Source organism: Haemophilus parainfluenzae, assembly GCF_900638025.1.
In the GTDB taxonomy this organism is placed as follows: Bacteria; Pseudomonadota; Gammaproteobacteria; order Enterobacterales; family Pasteurellaceae; genus Haemophilus_D; species Haemophilus_D parainfluenzae_J.
The window spans coordinates 1,417,766-1,435,796 of record NZ_LR134481.1; the positions used below are offsets into that span (position 1 = coordinate 1,417,766).

General features: G+C 39.1%; 18 protein-coding genes and 1 pseudogene. 7 read left to right on the forward strand and 12 right to left on the reverse strand.

Features of this window, described 5'->3' with window-relative positions:
• Window position 1: 1 nt before the first annotated feature.
• The 7 genes and pseudogenes from EL215_RS07175 (at window position 2) to EL215_RS07205 (ending at window position 5,955) form a co-directional block, all read left to right on the forward strand.
• Entirely contained in the window at window positions 2-1,201 is a 1,200-nt protein-coding gene (locus EL215_RS07175) for a hypothetical protein (protein WP_126471148.1), read from the forward strand.
• Entirely contained in the window at window positions 1,194-2,075 is an 882-nt protein-coding gene (locus EL215_RS07180) for a glycosyltransferase family 2 protein (RefSeq protein WP_126471150.1), read from the forward strand. The genes EL215_RS07175 and EL215_RS07180 overlap by 8 nt, the downstream gene beginning before the upstream one ends.
• Before the next feature lie 22 nt (window positions 2,076-2,097).
• Complete coding sequence (locus tag EL215_RS07185; RefSeq protein ID WP_164757067.1) at window positions 2,098-2,901, forward strand: glycosyltransferase family 2 protein; 804 nt, start codon at window positions 2,098-2,100, stop codon at window positions 2,899-2,901.
• Between the two features lie 33 nt (window positions 2,902-2,934).
• Window positions 2,935-4,017, forward strand: a complete 1,083-nt coding sequence (locus EL215_RS07190) for a lytic murein transglycosylase (RefSeq protein ID WP_126471152.1) — start codon at window positions 2,935-2,937, stop codon at window positions 4,015-4,017.
• 79 nt (window positions 4,018-4,096) lie between these two features.
• Window positions 4,097-5,236, forward strand: coding sequence for a cytochrome-c peroxidase (locus EL215_RS07195; RefSeq protein ID WP_126471154.1), 1,140 nt, complete (start codon window positions 4,097-4,099; stop codon window positions 5,234-5,236).
• Between the two features lie 49 nt (window positions 5,237-5,285).
• Window positions 5,286-5,507 (forward strand): annotated as a pseudogene (locus tag EL215_RS07200) (ABC transporter ATP-binding protein); the annotation flags it as partial.
• Window positions 5,508-5,520: 13 nt separating this feature from the next.
• Window positions 5,521-5,955: a pseudoazurin gene (locus EL215_RS07205; protein WP_126471156.1), complete on the forward strand. Its 435-nt coding sequence runs from the start codon at window positions 5,521-5,523 to the stop codon at window positions 5,953-5,955.
• Between the two features lie 93 nt (window positions 5,956-6,048).
• On the opposite strand, the gene EL215_RS07210 is transcribed toward EL215_RS07205, so the two are convergent.
• The 12 genes from EL215_RS07210 to erpA form a co-directional block, all read right to left on the reverse strand.
• Window positions 6,049-6,663, reverse strand: a complete 615-nt coding sequence (locus EL215_RS07210) for a PM1805 family lipoprotein (RefSeq protein WP_126471158.1) — start codon at window positions 6,661-6,663, stop codon at window positions 6,049-6,051.
• Window positions 6,664-6,763: 100 nt separating this feature from the next.
• A complete protein-coding gene (locus EL215_RS07215) occupies window positions 6,764-7,087 on the reverse strand; it encodes a c-type cytochrome (RefSeq protein WP_126471159.1) in 324 nt (107 codons plus the stop codon).
• Between the two features lie 5 nt (window positions 7,088-7,092).
• Window positions 7,093-7,572 carry a TlpA family protein disulfide reductase gene (locus EL215_RS07220; protein WP_126471161.1) on the reverse strand — a complete coding sequence of 160 codons (480 nt, stop codon included), beginning with the start codon at window positions 7,570-7,572 and terminating at the stop codon, window positions 7,093-7,095.
• Window positions 7,562-8,233: an ABC transporter ATP-binding protein gene (locus tag EL215_RS07225; RefSeq protein ID WP_126471163.1), complete on the reverse strand. Its 672-nt coding sequence runs from the start codon at window positions 8,231-8,233 to the stop codon at window positions 7,562-7,564. The genes EL215_RS07220 and EL215_RS07225 overlap by 11 nt, the downstream gene beginning before the upstream one ends.
• Window position 8,234: 1 nt before the next feature.
• Entirely contained in the window at window positions 8,235-9,368 is a 1,134-nt protein-coding gene (locus EL215_RS07230; RefSeq protein ID WP_126471165.1) for an ABC transporter permease, read from the reverse strand.
• Complete coding sequence (locus EL215_RS07235; RefSeq protein ID WP_126471167.1) at window positions 9,355-10,695, reverse strand: ABC transporter permease; 1,341 nt, start codon at window positions 10,693-10,695, stop codon at window positions 9,355-9,357. The genes EL215_RS07230 and EL215_RS07235 overlap by 14 nt, the downstream gene beginning before the upstream one ends.
• Window positions 10,695-12,089 carry a Fe-S-containing protein gene (locus tag EL215_RS07240; protein ID WP_126471169.1) on the reverse strand — a complete coding sequence of 465 codons (1,395 nt, stop codon included), beginning with the start codon at window positions 12,087-12,089 and terminating at the stop codon, window positions 10,695-10,697. The genes EL215_RS07235 and EL215_RS07240 overlap by 1 nt, the downstream gene beginning before the upstream one ends.
• 115 nt (window positions 12,090-12,204) lie before the next feature.
• Entirely contained in the window at window positions 12,205-12,726 is a 522-nt protein-coding gene (locus EL215_RS07245) for an iron transporter (protein ID WP_126471171.1), read from the reverse strand.
• A gap of 28 nt (window positions 12,727-12,754) precedes the next feature.
• Entirely contained in the window at window positions 12,755-14,659 is a 1,905-nt protein-coding gene (locus tag EL215_RS07250) for an FTR1 family protein (RefSeq protein ID WP_126471173.1), read from the reverse strand.
• 219 nt (window positions 14,660-14,878) lie between these two features.
• Window positions 14,879-17,278, reverse strand: coding sequence for a penicillin-binding protein 1B (gene mrcB, locus EL215_RS07255; protein ID WP_126471175.1), 2,400 nt, complete (start codon window positions 17,276-17,278; stop codon window positions 14,879-14,881).
• Window positions 17,279-17,302: 24 nt separating this feature from the next.
• Window positions 17,303-17,656: a YacL family protein gene (locus tag EL215_RS07260; protein ID WP_164757096.1), complete on the reverse strand. Its 354-nt coding sequence runs from the start codon at window positions 17,654-17,656 to the stop codon at window positions 17,303-17,305.
• A 1-nt stretch (window position 17,657) separates the two neighbouring features.
• Complete coding sequence (gene erpA / locus EL215_RS07265; protein ID WP_126471179.1) at window positions 17,658-18,005, reverse strand: iron-sulfur cluster insertion protein ErpA; 348 nt, start codon at window positions 18,003-18,005, stop codon at window positions 17,658-17,660.
• Between the last annotated feature and the right edge of the window lie 26 nt (window positions 18,006-18,031).

Below are 18,031 nucleotides of genomic sequence, written 5' to 3' on the forward strand. Positions count from 1 at the left end.
AATGACCGCACTTTTTAACCTTTTTTATCTTTACGATCCTTGGCTGTTCCATGTCGTACGAATGTCATTCGTCGCGGGCTTGGCAGCACTGGTTGTTTTGGCTTATCAGTACATTAAAAAGCAGAAGCCACAAGGCATCATTCTGCCTTTAGACAGTCTTGCTGTTTTAGGCGGATTGATTGTTTTCAGTGTGATTCCGTTATTGCTTAATGGCACAAAAGATCTTTCTGTTATCACCATGTATGTGAAGGAATTGATTTTATTCCTCTTAGGAGTGGGACTTTATAATGCGTTTTATGCCAATGCAAACGGACAACAACGAGTCGTGCGAGATTTGCAAATTGGTGTTGTGGTGCAATTTGCAGTGGGCATCATTGGCTTGCTCGGCGCATCATTTATGATCGATTTCTTGCTTTCAACTAATGCGGTGTTGCCTGCACGTTTTTATGGTTCAGAGCAGGAATATCGCTTATATAACATCACCGCAACCGCCTTTTTCCAACTGAGTTTATTCTATTTAATGCTGTTGCATTTCTTACTGGCTTACAACGCTAAATATAATACACTTCCAAGTATTTTAGTGTTTTTAATGTTATGTATCGGATTAATTTCAGGACGTACATTCCTTCTGTTATCGGTTGTGAGCATTTTAGTGTATTTCAAATGGCGTTATGTTCCATCACTCATTGCATTTGCTATTTTGGTCTTGTTATTGGCGTATTTCTTACCAGAAAATCCTTATGTGGCACATGCCTTAGAACCTGTGATCAATTTATTACATGGTGCAGGTTTTGCGAGTTCTTCAACCGATACCTTGATGAAAAACCACCTGTTCATGCCAACGCTTAAACAGTTTATTTATGGTGATGGCATGTATATGACAGGACAGTTGGAAGTTGGCCGTTATTATGGCCATACGGATTCCGGTTTCTTACGTCAGATTCTTTATGGTGGCGTGTCTTATGCCTTAGTGTGTTTTGCCGTGACATTTTATTTTGTGCGCAAAGTCGCCTTAAATTGGTTTGATGGCAGCTGGAAATTTATCCTTTCTGCCTTTGTGATTTTGGCATTTTGTAACATCAAAGCGGACACCTTTGCTTTCCCTGGCATTATGTTCGTGATGTTGATGTTCTTATCGCTTTTTGGCACTCACGGTAAACAGCTTATTTTATTTAAACAAAAGGAGCCGAAAGATGTTTAGTATCATCGTGCCTTCTTATAATCGGAAAGAAGAAATTCCTGCGTTATTGGACAGTTTAACCAAGCAAACCGCCTATAATTTTGATGTGGTGATTGTGGACGATTGCTCGAAAGAACCTGTTGAAGTGACACAATCTTATCCATTTGCAGTTAAAGTTATTCGTAACGAAACTAATCAAGGCGCCGCAGGAAGTCGTAATATTGGGGCAAGAAATGCCGATAATGATTGGTTATTATTCCTTGATGATGATGATCGTTTTGCAAATGATAAATGTCAGAAATTAGCCGATGTGATTGCTGAGCATGCTGATGTCAACTTTGTTTACCATCCAGCCAAATGTGAAATGGTGAATGAAGGTTTTAGCTATGTGACCAACCCGATTGAGCCGCAAGAGATTAGCGTAGAGCGAATTTTACTGGCGAATAAAATCGGTGGTATGCCGATGATTGGGGTGAAAAAAGATCTGTTTTTAAAAATTGGCGGATTATCGACCGCACTTCGTTCATTGGAAGATTACGACTTCTTGCTTAAACTTGTGCAAGATCCTACGTTTAAAGCGTGCAAAGTAGCAGAACCATTAACTTATTGTACGTTCCATACTAAGCGTTCTAGCGTATCAACGGATACGACGAATACGCAAAAAGCGATTGATTATATCCGTGAAAATTATGTGAAAACGGCAGAGCAAGAAAAGAATTTTGCCATCAACGCACAGTATATGTTGGCCTACCCACATATAATGAATTTATCCCGTAAAGCGGCTTTTTATTATTTTGAAATTTTTAAATTAACGAAAAGTATTAAGCAGCTAATCATTGCCTTTGTGGTTTTAATTTCACCTAAATTGGCAATTAATTTGAAACGGTTTATGTAGATAACTTATTAGATAGAGAAGTATGAAATTTTCAGTTTTAATGTCCTTATACATTAAGGAAAATCCACAATATTTAAGAGAATGTTTTGAAAGTTTAGTGGCTCAAACCCATCCAGCAGATGAGATCGTATTGGTGTTTGACGGTGCGGTAACGCCAGAATTGGAAGCCGTGGTTTCTGAATTCGAAACCAAATTACCCTTAAACTTGGTGAAGTTGCCAAAGAACTTAGGATTAGGTAAAGCGCTCAACAAAGGATTAAAACATTGTTCACATGATTGGGTTTTCCGTATGGACACTGATGATATTTGTGTGCCTGAGCGTTTTGCGAAACAAGTGGCGTTTATTGAACAACATCCGGATACGATTATTTTCGGTGGGCAGATTGCTGAGTTTGGCGAAAATATTCAAGACATCGTGGCATATCGTAATGTACCGACTGATGCACAAGATATCGTTAAATTTACGCAAAAACGTTGTCCTTTCAATCACATGACGGTGGCGTATCAAAAAAGTGCGGTCATTAATTGTGGTGGATATGAAGATTTACAGGAAGATTATTACCTGTGGATTAAGCTTGTGGCACAAGGTCAAAAAGTGGCAAACTTGCCGGATATTTTAGTTTATGCCCGCGTAGGCAATGGTATGGTAGGGCGTCGTCGTGGTTTAAACCAAGCCAAGGCAGAATGGCGTTTATTTAAATTGAAGCACCGCTTAGGTATTCAAGGCTTATTTTCTGGCCTATTCACCTTTGCATTGCGTTCAGGTTCACGCTTATTACCAACCTCATTATTGAAAGCTGTTTATAACCAATTTTTACGCAAATAATACGATATTTTAATAATTAAAAAAGGAAAAGAAATGAATTTAACCTCAATGTTAAAAATGACTGTATTATCGACTGCACTTTTATTAGTGGGCTGTTCGAGCGTTTCAATGGTAAATAGTAGTGCTATTTATAGTAAACCGAGAACTTTAAATAACTTCAATGATTATGTGCAGTTTTTAAAAGGTAAAGCAGCAACTGAAGGTGTATCGGCTTCAGTATTAAATGCGCAGAATAATATTGAATATATGGAAAAAGCGGTAAAACTAGATCGCTCACAAGCGGGTAGAAGCAAACGTAATGTAAATAAACCTCATACCCCGAATCCTAATGGCACAACGAATTATTTGAATAAAGTACTGACTCAAAATAAAGTGAATATTGCCGCAGAGCGTTATTGGGAAGTACAGGCGCCATTACAACAAGCAAGCCAACGTTATGGTGTTCAACAGGAATATATCCTTGCCTTATGGGGTATGGAAAGTAGCTTTGGACACTACCAAGGTCGCTATGATGTGCTTTCTGCTTTAGCTACTTTAGCTTTTGATGGTAGACGTGAAGCCTTATTCAGTAAAGAGTTTGTGAATGCAATGAAAATGTTAGAACGTGATCATATTCAACGCCACAGAATGTTAGGCTCTTGGGCAGGCGCAATGGGGCAAACCCAATTTATGCCAAGCGCATTCTTAAATTATGCGGCAGATGGTAATAATGATGGCGTGAAGGATATTTGGACGAACCAATTTGATGCCTTTGCTTCAATTGCAAATTATCTTCACACTGTAGGTTGGGATAACAAATTGCCTTGGGGTGTTGAAGTCACATTAAATCAACCATTAGATTTATCGCTTTCAGGCATTGAGAAAAACAAAGCACGTTCATTAAGTAACTGGCAGTCTAAAGGTATCACTTTAGCGAGTTTCAGCCAACAAGAACAAGATAAATTGACCGCACTTTCGCAAGCCGATCTTTGGTTAGTTCGTCCCGATAAAGAAGTTGGGCGTGCATTCTTGGTCTCCAATAACTACCGTACAATTTTAGATTGGAACAAATCGAACTATTTTGGCGTGAGTATTGGTATGTTTGCTGATCGTATTAAGATGGCCACCGGCTTGTAGAAAATTATTTTCCTTTTATAATCCAACAAAGCTTTGTTGGATTATTTTTTATCTATAATTTGAATATTTGGAGAACACGATGCAAAAAAAATGGCTTTCTATTTTATTGTTTGCACCTTTGATGCAGAGCAATTATGCATTGGCTGATCAAGCAGCAAAAAAAGAATTGGATTATAAAGCACTAGGAGAAGTGTTGTTTTTTGATAAATCGATTTCTTTTAATAAAACACAAAGCTGTTCAACCTGCCACAGTCCAGATACTGCCTTTGTGGATCAACGTAAGAACTCTGCAAATCAAATGGTCTCAGAAGGGGATAATCCTCATCTTCATGGTAATCGCAATGCTAATACTGCGCTTTATGCGATGTTCTCACCAAATTTTCATTTTGATAAAAAAATTCAAGATTATGTGGGCGGACAGTTCTGGGATGGTCGTGCGAAAGATTTAGCTGAGCAAGCAGGTGGGCCACCAGTAAACCTAGTGGAAATGGGCATGCCGGACAAAAAAGCCATTGTTGAACGTTTAAAAGCAGATCTGACCTATTACAAGCCAATTACGGACCTTTATGGTGAAAGCATTTGGGCAGATACTGACAAGATTTATGACATCATGGAAAAAGCCATTGGCGAGTTTGAAAAACAAGAATTATTTGCGCCATTCTCTTCAAAATATGATCGTGCTTTAAAAGGTGAAGTCGAATTGACCGCACTTGAAGCCAAAGGTAAGGCATTATTTTTTGATAAAACACGCACAAATTGTAGTAACTGCCATCAATCAAGTGAAGCGAATTCAGCAAAAGAAACCTTTACGAATTACCGCTATTTCAACATCGGTGTGCCAAGTAACCAAGAATTAATCAAGCACAATAAATTAGCCGCCGATTTTGTGGATAATGGACTACTGGATAACCCGATGGTGAAAGGCGATGAAAAGCAAAAAGGCAAATTTAAAGTGCCAACATTGCGTAACATTGGCGTTACAGCACCTTATATGCATAACGGTGTTTTCCGTGATTTAAAAACCATTTTGTTATTTAAAGACAGCTTTAATAATCCTAATCGTAAAATTAATCCTGAAACAGGAGAAGCATGGGATAAAGCCGAATATGCTCAAACCATTAATCCTGATGTTTTAAAAGCTAAACCGCTTACAGATGAAGAGATTAATGCGTTAGAGGCGTTCTTAAAAACGTTAACTGACGAAGCTTACGAAGAATAATTATCAGATTAATCTATTAGAATAAGTTTACATCTATACGAAATAGAAAAATCTGATTACTATAATGGTATTACATGATTTAAGCCTTGCTGCTCAATTTTCAGATGAGTTGATTTTACTTGGTGAAGGTAAAGTGCAAGGCGTGGGTGATGCTCATCATGTTTTACAAGTAGAAACCATTAATCGTTTATATCATGTAAACGTTGAATTATTACAATGTAGCGCAGGTTTGCCGGTGGTTCGTCCACAACGTAAATCAGCACATTCTTAAGAAGGAAATGAAAATGAAGAAAATCGCACTTGCAGCATTATTAGGTTTAAGTTTTGCTGCTCAAGCCGCACATCATGACATTAAAATGTTGAATTCAAACAGTGAAGGTTCAATGGTTTTTGAACCGGGTTATTTAAAAGTACAACCAGGTGATACGGTGACATTTCGTGCAGAAAATAAAAGCCACTTTGTACACAGTAAAGCGATTCCTGAAGGTGCACAAAAGTTCCAATCTGAAGAAGATCAGGAACTTACGCTCACTTTAGATAAAGAAGGTGTGTATGTTTATAGTTGTCCTGTTCACCGAACAATGAATATGAATGGCGTGATTCAAGTGGGTGATAATCTACCAAACAAAGAACAAGCAGAGAAAGTGGTCAAAGAGCTTGAGAAGAAATCAATGGCAAATAAAGGTCGTCTTGAAAAATATTTTGCTCAAGTAAAATAATCTCTGAACTCTGAAATAGGTATGTTAGTGGAATAATAAGCGCATAAAAAACCTTACTTTTTACAGTAAGGTTTTTTAATCTTTAACGCTGAATTATTTTGCAGTTGGAGCAGCTGGTGCTGCAGGTGCAAATTTTTGTGCTAAATCAGCGCCGTCTTTTTGTAATTTAGCTACTGCAGCTTGGAGCTTTTCAACTTTAGCTTGGTAAAGCTTAGTTTGTTCTTCAGTTGGCGTTTTAGTCGATAAGTTTAATTGATCAACTAATAATTCGCTTGACAATACAAGCACGTCTTTATTTTGATCTTTAATACTTTTTACTGAAGGTGCTGTGATATCTAATTTATCTAAGCTTACAATTGTATCTTCAACAGTTTTATTGAAAGTTTTGATTGCTTCTTCAATTTTCTTATCATCTTTTGCGTTTACTGCAGTATTTAAATCAGATTGCAGTTTTTGTTGCGCAGTCATTTGAGTTTGTGCTTGACTAGCATTCCATTCAAGTAATTTGTTGTAGTCAGCTTGTTCTTGAGCATTTGCTGCTTCAACGGATGTTGCGGTTTCAGCAGTTTTCGCCTCTTCTTGTTTTACTTCAGATGCAGGCTGGTTTATTTCAGTTTTTACTGGAGTTGGTTTATCTGCAGGTTTATCACAAGCAGTTAAGAATAACGCAAATAATGCCGTAGCGCTAATTTTAGTGAATTTGTTCATAAAAAATCCTTTATTGATATAATAAAAATATCTTAGCTTGTAAAAACTAAGCCCTTTTTAAGACCTTGTATTTTAAAATTAGTTTAAAAAAATTTCAAAACTATTTTAGTGTTTGAATATATTCACTTAAATTATGTATCTCTTGTTCACTTAAACGTTGTTTTGCGGGACTTCCTGCACCGATAATCTTTCCTGCTTTTCTTTCTGAAAGTGCGGTTGATATTTCTTCTGGTGTGAGCTGATTAATAATTTTTGACTCACCCATTGCTGGTTTTTCGCCTTGTTTCCCATGACAAGTAGCACAAGAGCGCTTATATACCTTTTCTGCTTTCACTAAATCAGCTTCGGCAGAAAGCGCAGGTGTTGCAAATAAAAAGCCTAAAACGGGTAAAAGTGTAGAGAGTAAGTAAATTCGTTTTTGCATTTTGGCTAGCCTTTAAATAATTTATCTAAATCTGTAGCAGGAATTGCCCCTTCATATTTAGCCTGAATATTGCCTTCAGGTGAGATCACAAAGCTTGTTGGCGTGCCGATAAGCTGATAACGTTCCGCTGTGATTTTTAGTTGGTCTTTGATAATCGGCAACGTAAGCTGACGTTTGGTGACCATCGCTTTGGTATCCATTTTATCCCCATCCACATTAATAGCGATAAGTTGAACCTTATTTGGATTAGCTTCAGCCAATTTTTCAAATTCTTTTAATTCTGCGACACATCGTCCACAGGTTTCAGACCAGAATGTCAGCAAGCGAGTGCCTTGCCAATCATCAAGTTTCACTTCTTTACCTTGTAAATCGTAGGCTGCAATATTGGGTGCTTTTTGACCAATCGCAGCAACTTCGTCTTTACAAGAAACGCTGCCGAAAATGACCGCACTTATCGCGAGTAATTTGACGAATTTATTTTTCATGAATGTCCTCTTTTACAAATTTTCCGTGATGGAGATAAATAACACGATCGGTTAACTCACCCAATTCAGGATTGTGTGTAACCATCACAATGGTTCTACCTTGACGATTTAGCTCTTGTAGTAAATTTAGTACAAGCGCTTCATTTTTTTCGTCGAGGTTACCCGTAGGTTCATCGGCAAAAATAACAGGCGGCTGGTTTACTAATGCACGAGCAATACACACGCGTTGTTGTTCGCCTCCAGAAAGTTGGCTTGGACGGTGATCAATACGATGACCTAATCCTACTTGTTCGAGTACTGCTTTAGCTGCCGTTTCATCAATTACACTGTGATAATGCTGAGCGAGCATCACATTTTCAAGTGCGGTCAAATAAGGAATTAAATGGAATTGTTGGAAGACGAGACCAATTTTTTCCGCTCGGAAACGTTGACGACCCACTTCATCCAGTTGTGCCGCATCGACGCCGTCTAAGATCACTTTACCTTCACTGGCGGTATCTAAGCCAGTTAGAATATTCATGAGCGTGGTTTTACCCGAACCCGATGCGCCCATGATTGCAATAAACTCACCTTGGCGAATTTGAATATTAATATCTTCTAAAGCAGTGACTTGCCCGAATCGTTTATATAAATGTTGCGTTTCAATCACAAATTCACTCATTTTATTCCCCTTTTAACACATTTGCGGTTTGAATATTTAAAGCGCGTTTGGTTGGTACAATCACCGCAATAAAGGCAACCAATAACGATAAGACGATAGTAATTGGAATAACCGGCAGACGCATATCAATATAAGATTTGAATACGGTTAATCCTAGTAATTGTGCCAAGATGTAGCCGAGAATTAGGCCCGCGACAATTGCACAAAGTGCAATGATCAGAATCTCGGTACTAATTTGCTTAATGATGTCACTTTGTTTTGCACCCAAGGCTTTTTGTAGTGCAAATTCTTTTGCTCGCTCACCAACAATCGCAATTAACGTGGTATTCACACAAAGGGTCGCGAGAATCAAAATGACTAATGAGATTAACCCCATCAATCCTTTGATTTTATCTAAAATCTGTCCTTCAGACGCTGAGACTTTTCGAATTGGGCGAGCAGTTAGATCGGGTTGGCGTTGCATAATATCTTGTGCAAATTGTGCGACGTTACCTTGTTCATTTTTGACATTGAGCAAGGCGTTGTTTGCCAATCCTTCTTTATCTAACCAACTTTGTGCAAATTCTAAGCTAACGATTAACATGTTGTCTGTGGCATCGCCTGCCTCAACTATCGCTTTAATCGTGAATTCATGTTTTTCAACGGCATTTTTGGAAAGCTTTAATTTACTTCCAACACCTAAATTGAGACGTTCAGCTAAGGTTTTACCAATCATTGCATTGCGATCATCAAAGTTCACATTAATGGCTGAACCGGTAATTTGCCAATAAGGTGCGAGAACACGCATATCTTCAAACCACACGCCCATAATCACGATTTTTTCTAAATCACTTCGTGCAACACCATATAAATAAGGGCTAGCAGCAGTGATAAAATTATCCGGTGCATTGTGCAGAATTTGCTTTAATTGGCGTTCTTTCATCAATCCACCATTGGCTTCACCAATGTAAAAGTTCGCCCCAAAAGTACGGAGCTCTTGGCTCATTTTGGTATTAATATCAAAATACACTGCAGCCATTGCCGTTACAATAGACGCACCAACAGTCAGTGCAGAGAAGATAATAAATACTCGTTGTAAACGTAGGCGTAATGCTTGGAAGATTAAACGCCAAAACATACTTTTATTGGCGGCCATACAGCACCTCCACAGGGTAAAGTTTGGCAATACGATGGGCTGGGAACCAAGTGCCCACCACAGCAATTAAAATAGACAGCATCAATACGCAAGGGATGACAATCCAAGCGAAACTCAGTGGTACGCCAAATAGCGCTGAACCAATAAATCTTGCTAAGACCCAACCTGCAATACAACCAAGCGAACCACCAATTAAGGCACTGATAATGGCTTCGCAATAAAATAATAAGGCGATTTGCCATTGGTATGCGCCTAAGGCTTTCATTAAACCAATTTCTTTTGAACGTTCAATGATCCCAGTACTCATTAATGAGGCAATGCCCATAGCAGCGGCGATTAAGGCAGCAAGAGTCACGACAGCAAGCAATAACTGGATTTTACCAATGACTACACCTTCTGATGCGGCAACCTGCCAAATTGGGCGAACAATAGCACCAGAGATAGCTTCTTCTAACTGATGTGAAATAGACGAAACATAAGCTGTACAATACCAACGATCGTACTCTTCAGCATCCAATGCATCGGTATTGGCACGTGCTTTGCGAGAAAGATCATTTTCCGGAACAGTAAGCGCAGACACTTTAACCGCTTGAATTTTCCCTTCTAAACCCAGTAATTTTTGTACGGTATTGAGTGGCATGACTAATTGATTATCTTCAGCGCCCCCAGTAGATAAAATCCCGGTAATTTCAACCGCACTTTGATTATCAAGTTCATCATTTTGATAGTGCAGCTTGATCTTATTGCCTTGTTTTAACCCAGTTCGTTGTGCTAATTGTTCACCAATGATCGCAGGAATAAATTCACCTTCAGGCGTTTCAAGATCGTTTACCCATTCCCCTTGAACATGCCAATAAGGGCTAATAATTTTTTGCCCCGTATGGAAATCATCTTCATCTGGTACAGGAATGTTGTGATCGAAAAATGTACCAAGCACATTAATTTGTTCAAGTGCGGTCGATTTTTCATGCGTTTTTGCAGAAAGAATTTCTGCTTTTACATTTGCACTTAATAATGGCGCAAATCCCACGATGTTATTTCGCCAAAAAATATCTTTAATATTCGGCAGTTCTTTTTCATCAAGGAAATCTTGGCTGCTTAAATCTGTGTTATGACTGAGTTCGCCAGGCAAGGCTGCATTGCTCGCAGGTTCAACTAAAATATTGGCACCGTAAGATTTTAGTTCTTTCGCCATTTTGTCGCCGATATCAATGGAGACAGCCAATAGCGCAGAGACTAATCCCGCAGCTAAGAAAATAGTCACCACGGCTAAAAACTTACGTTTTATGCTAAAACGCCAAGATTGGAATAACATTCTTGCTAGCATTATTCCCCCTTACCTAAATATTTTTCAGGGTTATCACGGAATAAATCGAGGTTTTTCTCGCTTTCAAAGAAGTAAGTTTTACCTTCATAATTGTATTTGTGCTCCGTTTTAGTGTTTTTCATTTGGGTGCCACTAATCGGATCTTTTACATCGATTTCAACAATCGTGCTAAATAAATTCAGCCCTTCTTCTAAGCCGGTTCGATTAATGAGAATTTCAGTTTCAATTTGTTGCCAATCTTCAATCGGTACAGGATTACAGCCACCCGGTTTACCAATAGATGGAATAAACATATGTACGCCGCAGCCCACGCAAACGACCTGGTTACCTTCCATAACATAGCCTTGGTCACCACAAAGCAAGCAGGCATCAAATACTGCGGCTAAGCTCAATTTATCCGGTTGACGATTAATAACAAAGAAACGCACGGCTTTACCGTCATCAGCAATCCAGACAAAACGGTGTAATTTGCCGTCTTTCACTTGCTCAATCGGAATATGAACTTGTTGCTTGTCATCTAAGGTAACAGGAATTGCTTCTGAAAGTTGTGGGGGGCGAGAAGCAATTTGCTCCCAATAAAGTTGCGTTGCAAAAGTAATCGCTAAAGCTAAATAGCCCCAACGAAGTAAGTGAGAGGACGTACGTAATGCAGCTAATTTTTGGCGTTTTTCAATCGGTTCTTGTGTGGCATTAACTTGTTGCTTGCGTGATAAATGAATTTTGCCGTAAAAGATAGCAAGTACAACTAAGAGCAATGTTGCACAGATGTAATTTAACCAACGAGTGATTTCGCCTGATTTCGCAACAAAACTTAAACGAAGCTTGGTAAGCTCAAGCACCTGAAGTTTCATTAAAATTAATAAGAGTTCACCGATAAGTGGCACAAGCAAGCAAACTAAGAGAAGGCTAATTGCACCTTTTAAAAGTGCGGTTGATTTTTGTTGTGTTTTTACCGCTTGTTTTAGAAGTAAATCGATCCAGGCTTGTAAGCATAAACAAAAAACAAAGGCAAAAATGACCGCACTTATATGTAAGATCGAATCGGTATTGATAACATCAGTAGAAACGAGGGCTGTAATGTTAGGATCTTTTGCCCAGAAGCTTCCCGCAATGAGCATTAATACCGTTTGCCAAAAGGCAGGTAAGCGACCTTTGCCGAAAATTAAACATAAGGCAAAGATAATCAATAGCGCCAATATCACTGCATTGACGATTAAATTAGTGATTTGTCCCGTAGGTAAACTAAGGCTCAGCACAATACCGGCAATAAAACCGAATAGGCTAAGCCAAATTATTTTTTTCGCACTCACAGTGGATTGTTTACTCTGATAAACACCGAGCAATAATGAAAAAGGTAAAAGTGCTTGAAGCAGGAAAGTAAAAAAATAATTCATAGTTTGACCATTTAATAGGATAAAACAGACGATATTTTAAGGTTAAATAAAATGCTATTGCCTTCCCCTGACAAACAAGGGAAGGCAAGTCGGTAAAATCAATATTTACCTGAGATTATTTGATGCCAGTGAATTTGAATTCATAGCTTACATCAAATGGTTTCCACCAACGACCAACGCCAGTCTCAGAGTCTGTGTGACGGTGCATACCCGCTTTTGATGGTGGGTCGATGCGGTAAGTTAATTTATAATTACCCACGCCCATCATTTTCACGTTTGCACCATAGTGAGGACCGTCACCAGCTACCATTGGCATGAAAGTACCTTCTTGTTTTTCACCAGTATCAGTATTCACTAAAGTGTAGTTGATGGTTAAGTAAGGCATCCATTCACCATCACCAAAGCCATTTTTGTTACCTTTTACTGCGTGGATATCCGCTTCTAAGTGGATATCTGATTTCGCAGCAGGTAATCCCATACCACGTGGTTCCATATCGATTGGTTTGAGATAAACCGCTGCAATTTCCATTTCATTCATGGTTACCGCTTCACCGATTGGATACTCTTGGAATGCGTTTGCAGTAGACGCGGTGAAAATACCCGCAAATAATGCTGTTGCTAAAAGTGCTTTTTTCATTGTTTTTCTCCTAAAGGATTGTTGGGTATTACGCGGCTTTTTTGCTTTGATATTTCATAATAAACAGAGCAAATACGGCTGCGATGAGTAAGATTGCTTGTGGAATTAAGGTTTCCATGTAAGGGTAAATACCTAACCACGAAATTTCAGGCACACCGCTAATCAGCGTTGGCTCGAAAAGTTTGCCTTCAATGAGTTCTAAAACAGATTTACCGGCGAATACAAAGGCCATTAAATACATGAAAGAACCCGTGAACATAAAGAATGGTTTAAGCGGTAATTTCACCACGGTATAACGCATCACGAAGTAGCAAATGGTGAGGATAATTGCACCGACAATAATACCTGCGAAAAGATAGATGAAACTGACCGCACTTTTCGCATCACTCACGAGGGCATAGTAGAACAATACGGTTTCCGCCCCTTCACGATATACGGCTAAGAAGCTGGTAAGCCATAAGCCGATGAGTGAGCCTGTAGTGAGGGCAGTTGAGAGTTTACCTTCTAAATAACGTTTCCAGTTTTGTGCTTCGACTTTAGACAATAACCAATAACTCATCATAAAGAGCATGATTACGGCAAAAATCATCGTAAAGCCTTCGAGCAATTCACGGTTTTGACCGGAATTTTCAAAGATAAGTTGGAAGATAAATGCGGTAATCACACTGGCAATTAATGCCACATAAACAGACTGACGGATAACCGGCAATTTATCTTTGTGGTTATTTTTAATTAAGTAAGTCACGATAGCCGCAACAATTAACAAGGCTTCCAAACCTTCACGAAGAATGATTAAAAGGCTATATAAGAACATCGACCAATCGCTTTGCTCTCCGCCCTGTAACATTTCAACGGCTTTAGTTAAATTCTGGTCTAAACCATTAGCTTGCGCTTGTAACTTATCACCTTGTTCAGCTTTCATTAAACTGACTAAACGGGTGAAGTAGCCTTCAAGTTCTGCTTTAAAGTTGCTATCACGAGAGCCAATTTTGTTTTCCATGCCACTGCTTTCAAACACATCAAAATAGGTGTCTTGTACAGAAAGAATGGCTTTTTTGCTCTCACCTTGTTGATAGAGCGCAATAGCTTGTTGAATACGTTGGTTGATCTCTTGTTTAATCTTATTCCAATCTTGCTCTTGTTGATTATCTGTTGCTTGCTGCGCTGCATTGGATTGAACATTTTGTTCTTCGCGTGTCGTTGGCAGATTAGGCAAGTTTTCTTCAATATCTTGTAATAATTGTGTACTTTGATAGCCAATTTCTGTAATTTGATCGGCTTGTTCACTTAAACGGATGATGTTGTAAAATTGTTGATTGATCGCCGCTGAGATTTCTGCAGAGCGATTTTGGCGAATGGACATTTCCATTTCTGAATTTTTATAGCCATCGTATTGCGCTTGTTGGAACAATTTTTTTGCGTTAGCGAGATCACCATTTTGATACGCTTCGAGCCCTTGAGCGAGCAAATCATCAATGGTTTTAAAACTTTGTTGCCAATAAGGGGCGATCTCTTGATTATCATAAACACCATGTTGACCATCGGCATTGAGCTGATGACCTTCAATCAATGATGGCAGCACTTCTTGTAATTCTTTTTTGAGCTGATCGATTTTAGCTTGAATCTCTTGTTGTGAACTGCCTTCACCGATCATTTTACGGATCTCGCCAAACGTGGCTTCCATTTGGTAACTTTTCTGTGCCGAGAAATTGATGCGAATCGGTCCTTCTAGATTTTCAAACACTTCAAAATAAGCCATTTGCACTTCAGTACGCGCATCATCGGCATTACCTTGCTGGACAAGTTGAGCGGTTTTGTTTAAGCGCGACGTAATATCATTAACCCACTGTTGGTAGTTGTCTTGCGCAAAGAGTGAAGAAGAGAAGGCGAGTGAAAAAATTAAAAAGAAAAATCGAATAGAACGGCATAGCATCGTCTATTTACCTCATTACCTAAAATGAAATTAATTCCTATTTATAATTATCTTTTGATATCAGTGAAATGACAATAAATAATTTTAATTTTTGTGATGGAGATCAAAAAATTCACAAGAGTCGGAAATGTCTAGAGGGTGATTGTATGCTTAAAAGAATAAAGCGCCTTTGTTAGGCGCTTTATGGAGATATAAAAGTGCGGTCAAAAATAAGCGAATTTATTGAGCGGGTGCCGCTTCTTCAACAGGCGCTTTATTATCTAACACATCCCATACACTTTCTTGTTTTGCGGATTCAGGTTGCTCAGGTTGTGGCGATTGTGTAGTCTGTGCTGCTGTAGCTGTTGCCGTACTCGTCGTTGGTGCAGAAGCGCAGAAGTTTTGATCTTTATCTGCCCAAACTGGAATTGTTCGATTACTACCACAGCTCCAACTGCCATAAGCATTAATGCCAACCCATTTAATCGTAGAAGGTTGTCCGAGTTTCAGTTTTTCAATAACCACACGGTTTAAATAATCTTTATAGATTTGTAATGCACCTGAGGCACCCGTTAATTTGGTTTCACCGTTATCATCACGACCTAGCCAAATGGTGCTAACATTTTTACCATCAATACCCACAAACCACGTATCACGGGCATCATTGGTGGTGCCTGTTTTACCTGCAAGACGAAGATCCGCGTAATCATTTTGTAAGCTACGCGCGGTACCACGTTCTACGGTTTGTTGCATCGCATACAAGGTTTGGTAAGCTGCCTCTCTCGGAACTACTTGATCAGGCACTGTATTGTGTTCGTAAATAATATTCCCTTGACGATCAGCAATGCTTTGAATGGTACTTAACTCAATTTTTCCACCTTGATTTGCAATGGTTTGATAGAGTTTGGTCACATCATAAGGTGAAATACTGTAAGAACCGAGCAAGGTTGCAGGTACTTTTGGAATGGCTACATTATCCCAGCCCATGGCTTTTTGCGTTTCGATCACTTTGCTTAAACCGACTTTCATCCCAATATTTACTGTTGGAATATTCAGTGAGCGAGCAAGGGCATCCATTAACATCACTGATCCGCTATATTTACGATTATAATTACGAGGTTGCCAAGGTTGGCTACCTTTAATATGAATCGTAATTGGTTGATTCTGAATTGGTGTATTTAAGCGGAATTGTTCCGGATTCATTAGAGCAGTCAAATAAATAGAGGGTTTGACTAATGAACCAATTTGACGTTTTGACATTAAGGCACGGTTAAATCCGGCATATTCTGTTTGTAATCCACCGACAACCGCACGTATTTCACCCAAGTGATAATCTGCCACAATCATGGCGCCTTCTAAGTGTGGATTTTTAGTTTGTACTTGCAATTGATTGACCGTATTCACCACGGCATTTTCAGCTTGTGCCTGTTGTTTTAAATCCATGGTGGAGAAAATGCGTGCACCAAGTAATGCAGACGTTTTATTTTCCCCTAATTGACGGCGAAGATCCGCTTGTAAGGTTTGAATGAAAGCCGGGTATTTACGTGAAATTTGACCTTTAGCTTGCACGCCTAATGGACGTTTACTCAACATCTCATACAACTCATCCCCAATCATTTGGTGATCAAGCATCAGTTTTAACACCACATTTCGGCGATCGAGTGCATATTGTGGATTTCGCCATGGATTATAAAGGGATGGACCTTTCACCATGCCAACTAAAAGGGCAATTTGGTCAAGACTGATTTCACGGATGGAGCGACCAAAATAGAATTGGCTCGCCAACGCAAAACCGTGAATTTGGATATCCCCATTTTGACCAAGGTAAATCTCGTTCAGATAGGTTTCTAAGATACGGTTTTTATCATATCGCCAATCTAACACCAATGACATTAAGGCTTCATTGGCTTTACGTGTCAGAGAACGTTCTCTGGATAAAAATAGGTTTTTAACTAATTGCTGAGTGAGTGTACTGCCGCCTTGAACCGTTTGGCCAGCTTTAATATTGGCAATCATCGCTCGCACAATACCCACTGGATTAATCCCGTTATGCTCATAAAAGCGGCGATCCTCTGTGAGTAATAAGGCATCGATGAGTAAGCGAGGGTATTGTTGTAATGGAATCGCCAAACGATCTTCATTATCTGATTCCAACATGGCAATTAATTTAGGCGCAAGACGGAATTCATCAACGGCTTTTACGTTGACCAAGTCTTCAATACGAGAAAGTTTGTTATCGGTAAAACGTAAACGTAATACACGTTGTGGCTCTGGTTTGTCAGGGTAAGGGAATGCACGACGAAGTAATACGATGGTGTCCTCTTCGAGTTTAAAATCACCCGGTGCTGCAATCATTGTGGTTTGACGGTATTCGTTATCGAGTAAGATTTGAATCACTTCGTCAAAAGAAAGGTTATCAGAAAGTTTTACGCTTTCTAAACGGCTATACACTTCTGCCGGTAAACGCCAAATTTGGCCATCCATTTTAGAGCGAATTTGCCAATCCAAATAGCCACCATAAAATACGGCAAGCGTCCCTAAAGTAAAGGCTGCTTTAGCTAAAAAGATTTTACAAGAACGGCGCTTATCTGGCGCTTGTGTTTCTTGTCGTTCAGGTGAGTTGTTTTCCGTTTCCGACATAATAGTTAGCTTCAGAGAATGAGATTAAGCAATAAATTCAAAATAGGCATTAAGAAAGTGGATGAAGTCTGTTGTACCGCAGAAGGCGATACTTTCTTCATCATAATAATGGAAGTCGTCTTCTAAAATGTCATCTGTTTCAATCGCAAGGTTATTGGCGCGAATCATCACTTCATCGGTATTGATAAAAAGCGTGTATTCGGAACCAATCAACGTGATTTCATCATTATTTTTAATAAGCTCACAGGCAGAAAGTGCGGTCAAAAACACTTGAGGATTTGACCGCACTTCTGAATTAAACCAATTGGCTAGCGCAATGTGTTCCATCGAACATTTAGCATGCACATTGCCTAGATAATGGGTAAATTGAAAATCCATATTAAATGCTGAATGAAGAACCGCAGCCACAGGTGCTGGTTGCATTTGGATTGTTCACCACAAAACGAGAACCTTCCAATCCTTCAGTATAATCAACGGTGCCACCAATTAAGTATTGTAAGCTCATTGGATCAATGACTAATTGCACACCAGATTTTTCAATCGTCAGATCGCCTTCATTGACTTTATCATCAAAGGTAAAACCATATTGGAAACCGCTGCAGCCACCACCGGTGATGTACACGCGTAATTTTAATTCATTGTTTTCTTCTTCGCTAATTAAACTTTTTACTTTATTGGCTGCCGCATCAGTAAAAGTTAGCGGCATGGCCATATCTAAATCTGACATATCTCTATCCCCACTTTCCTAAAAAT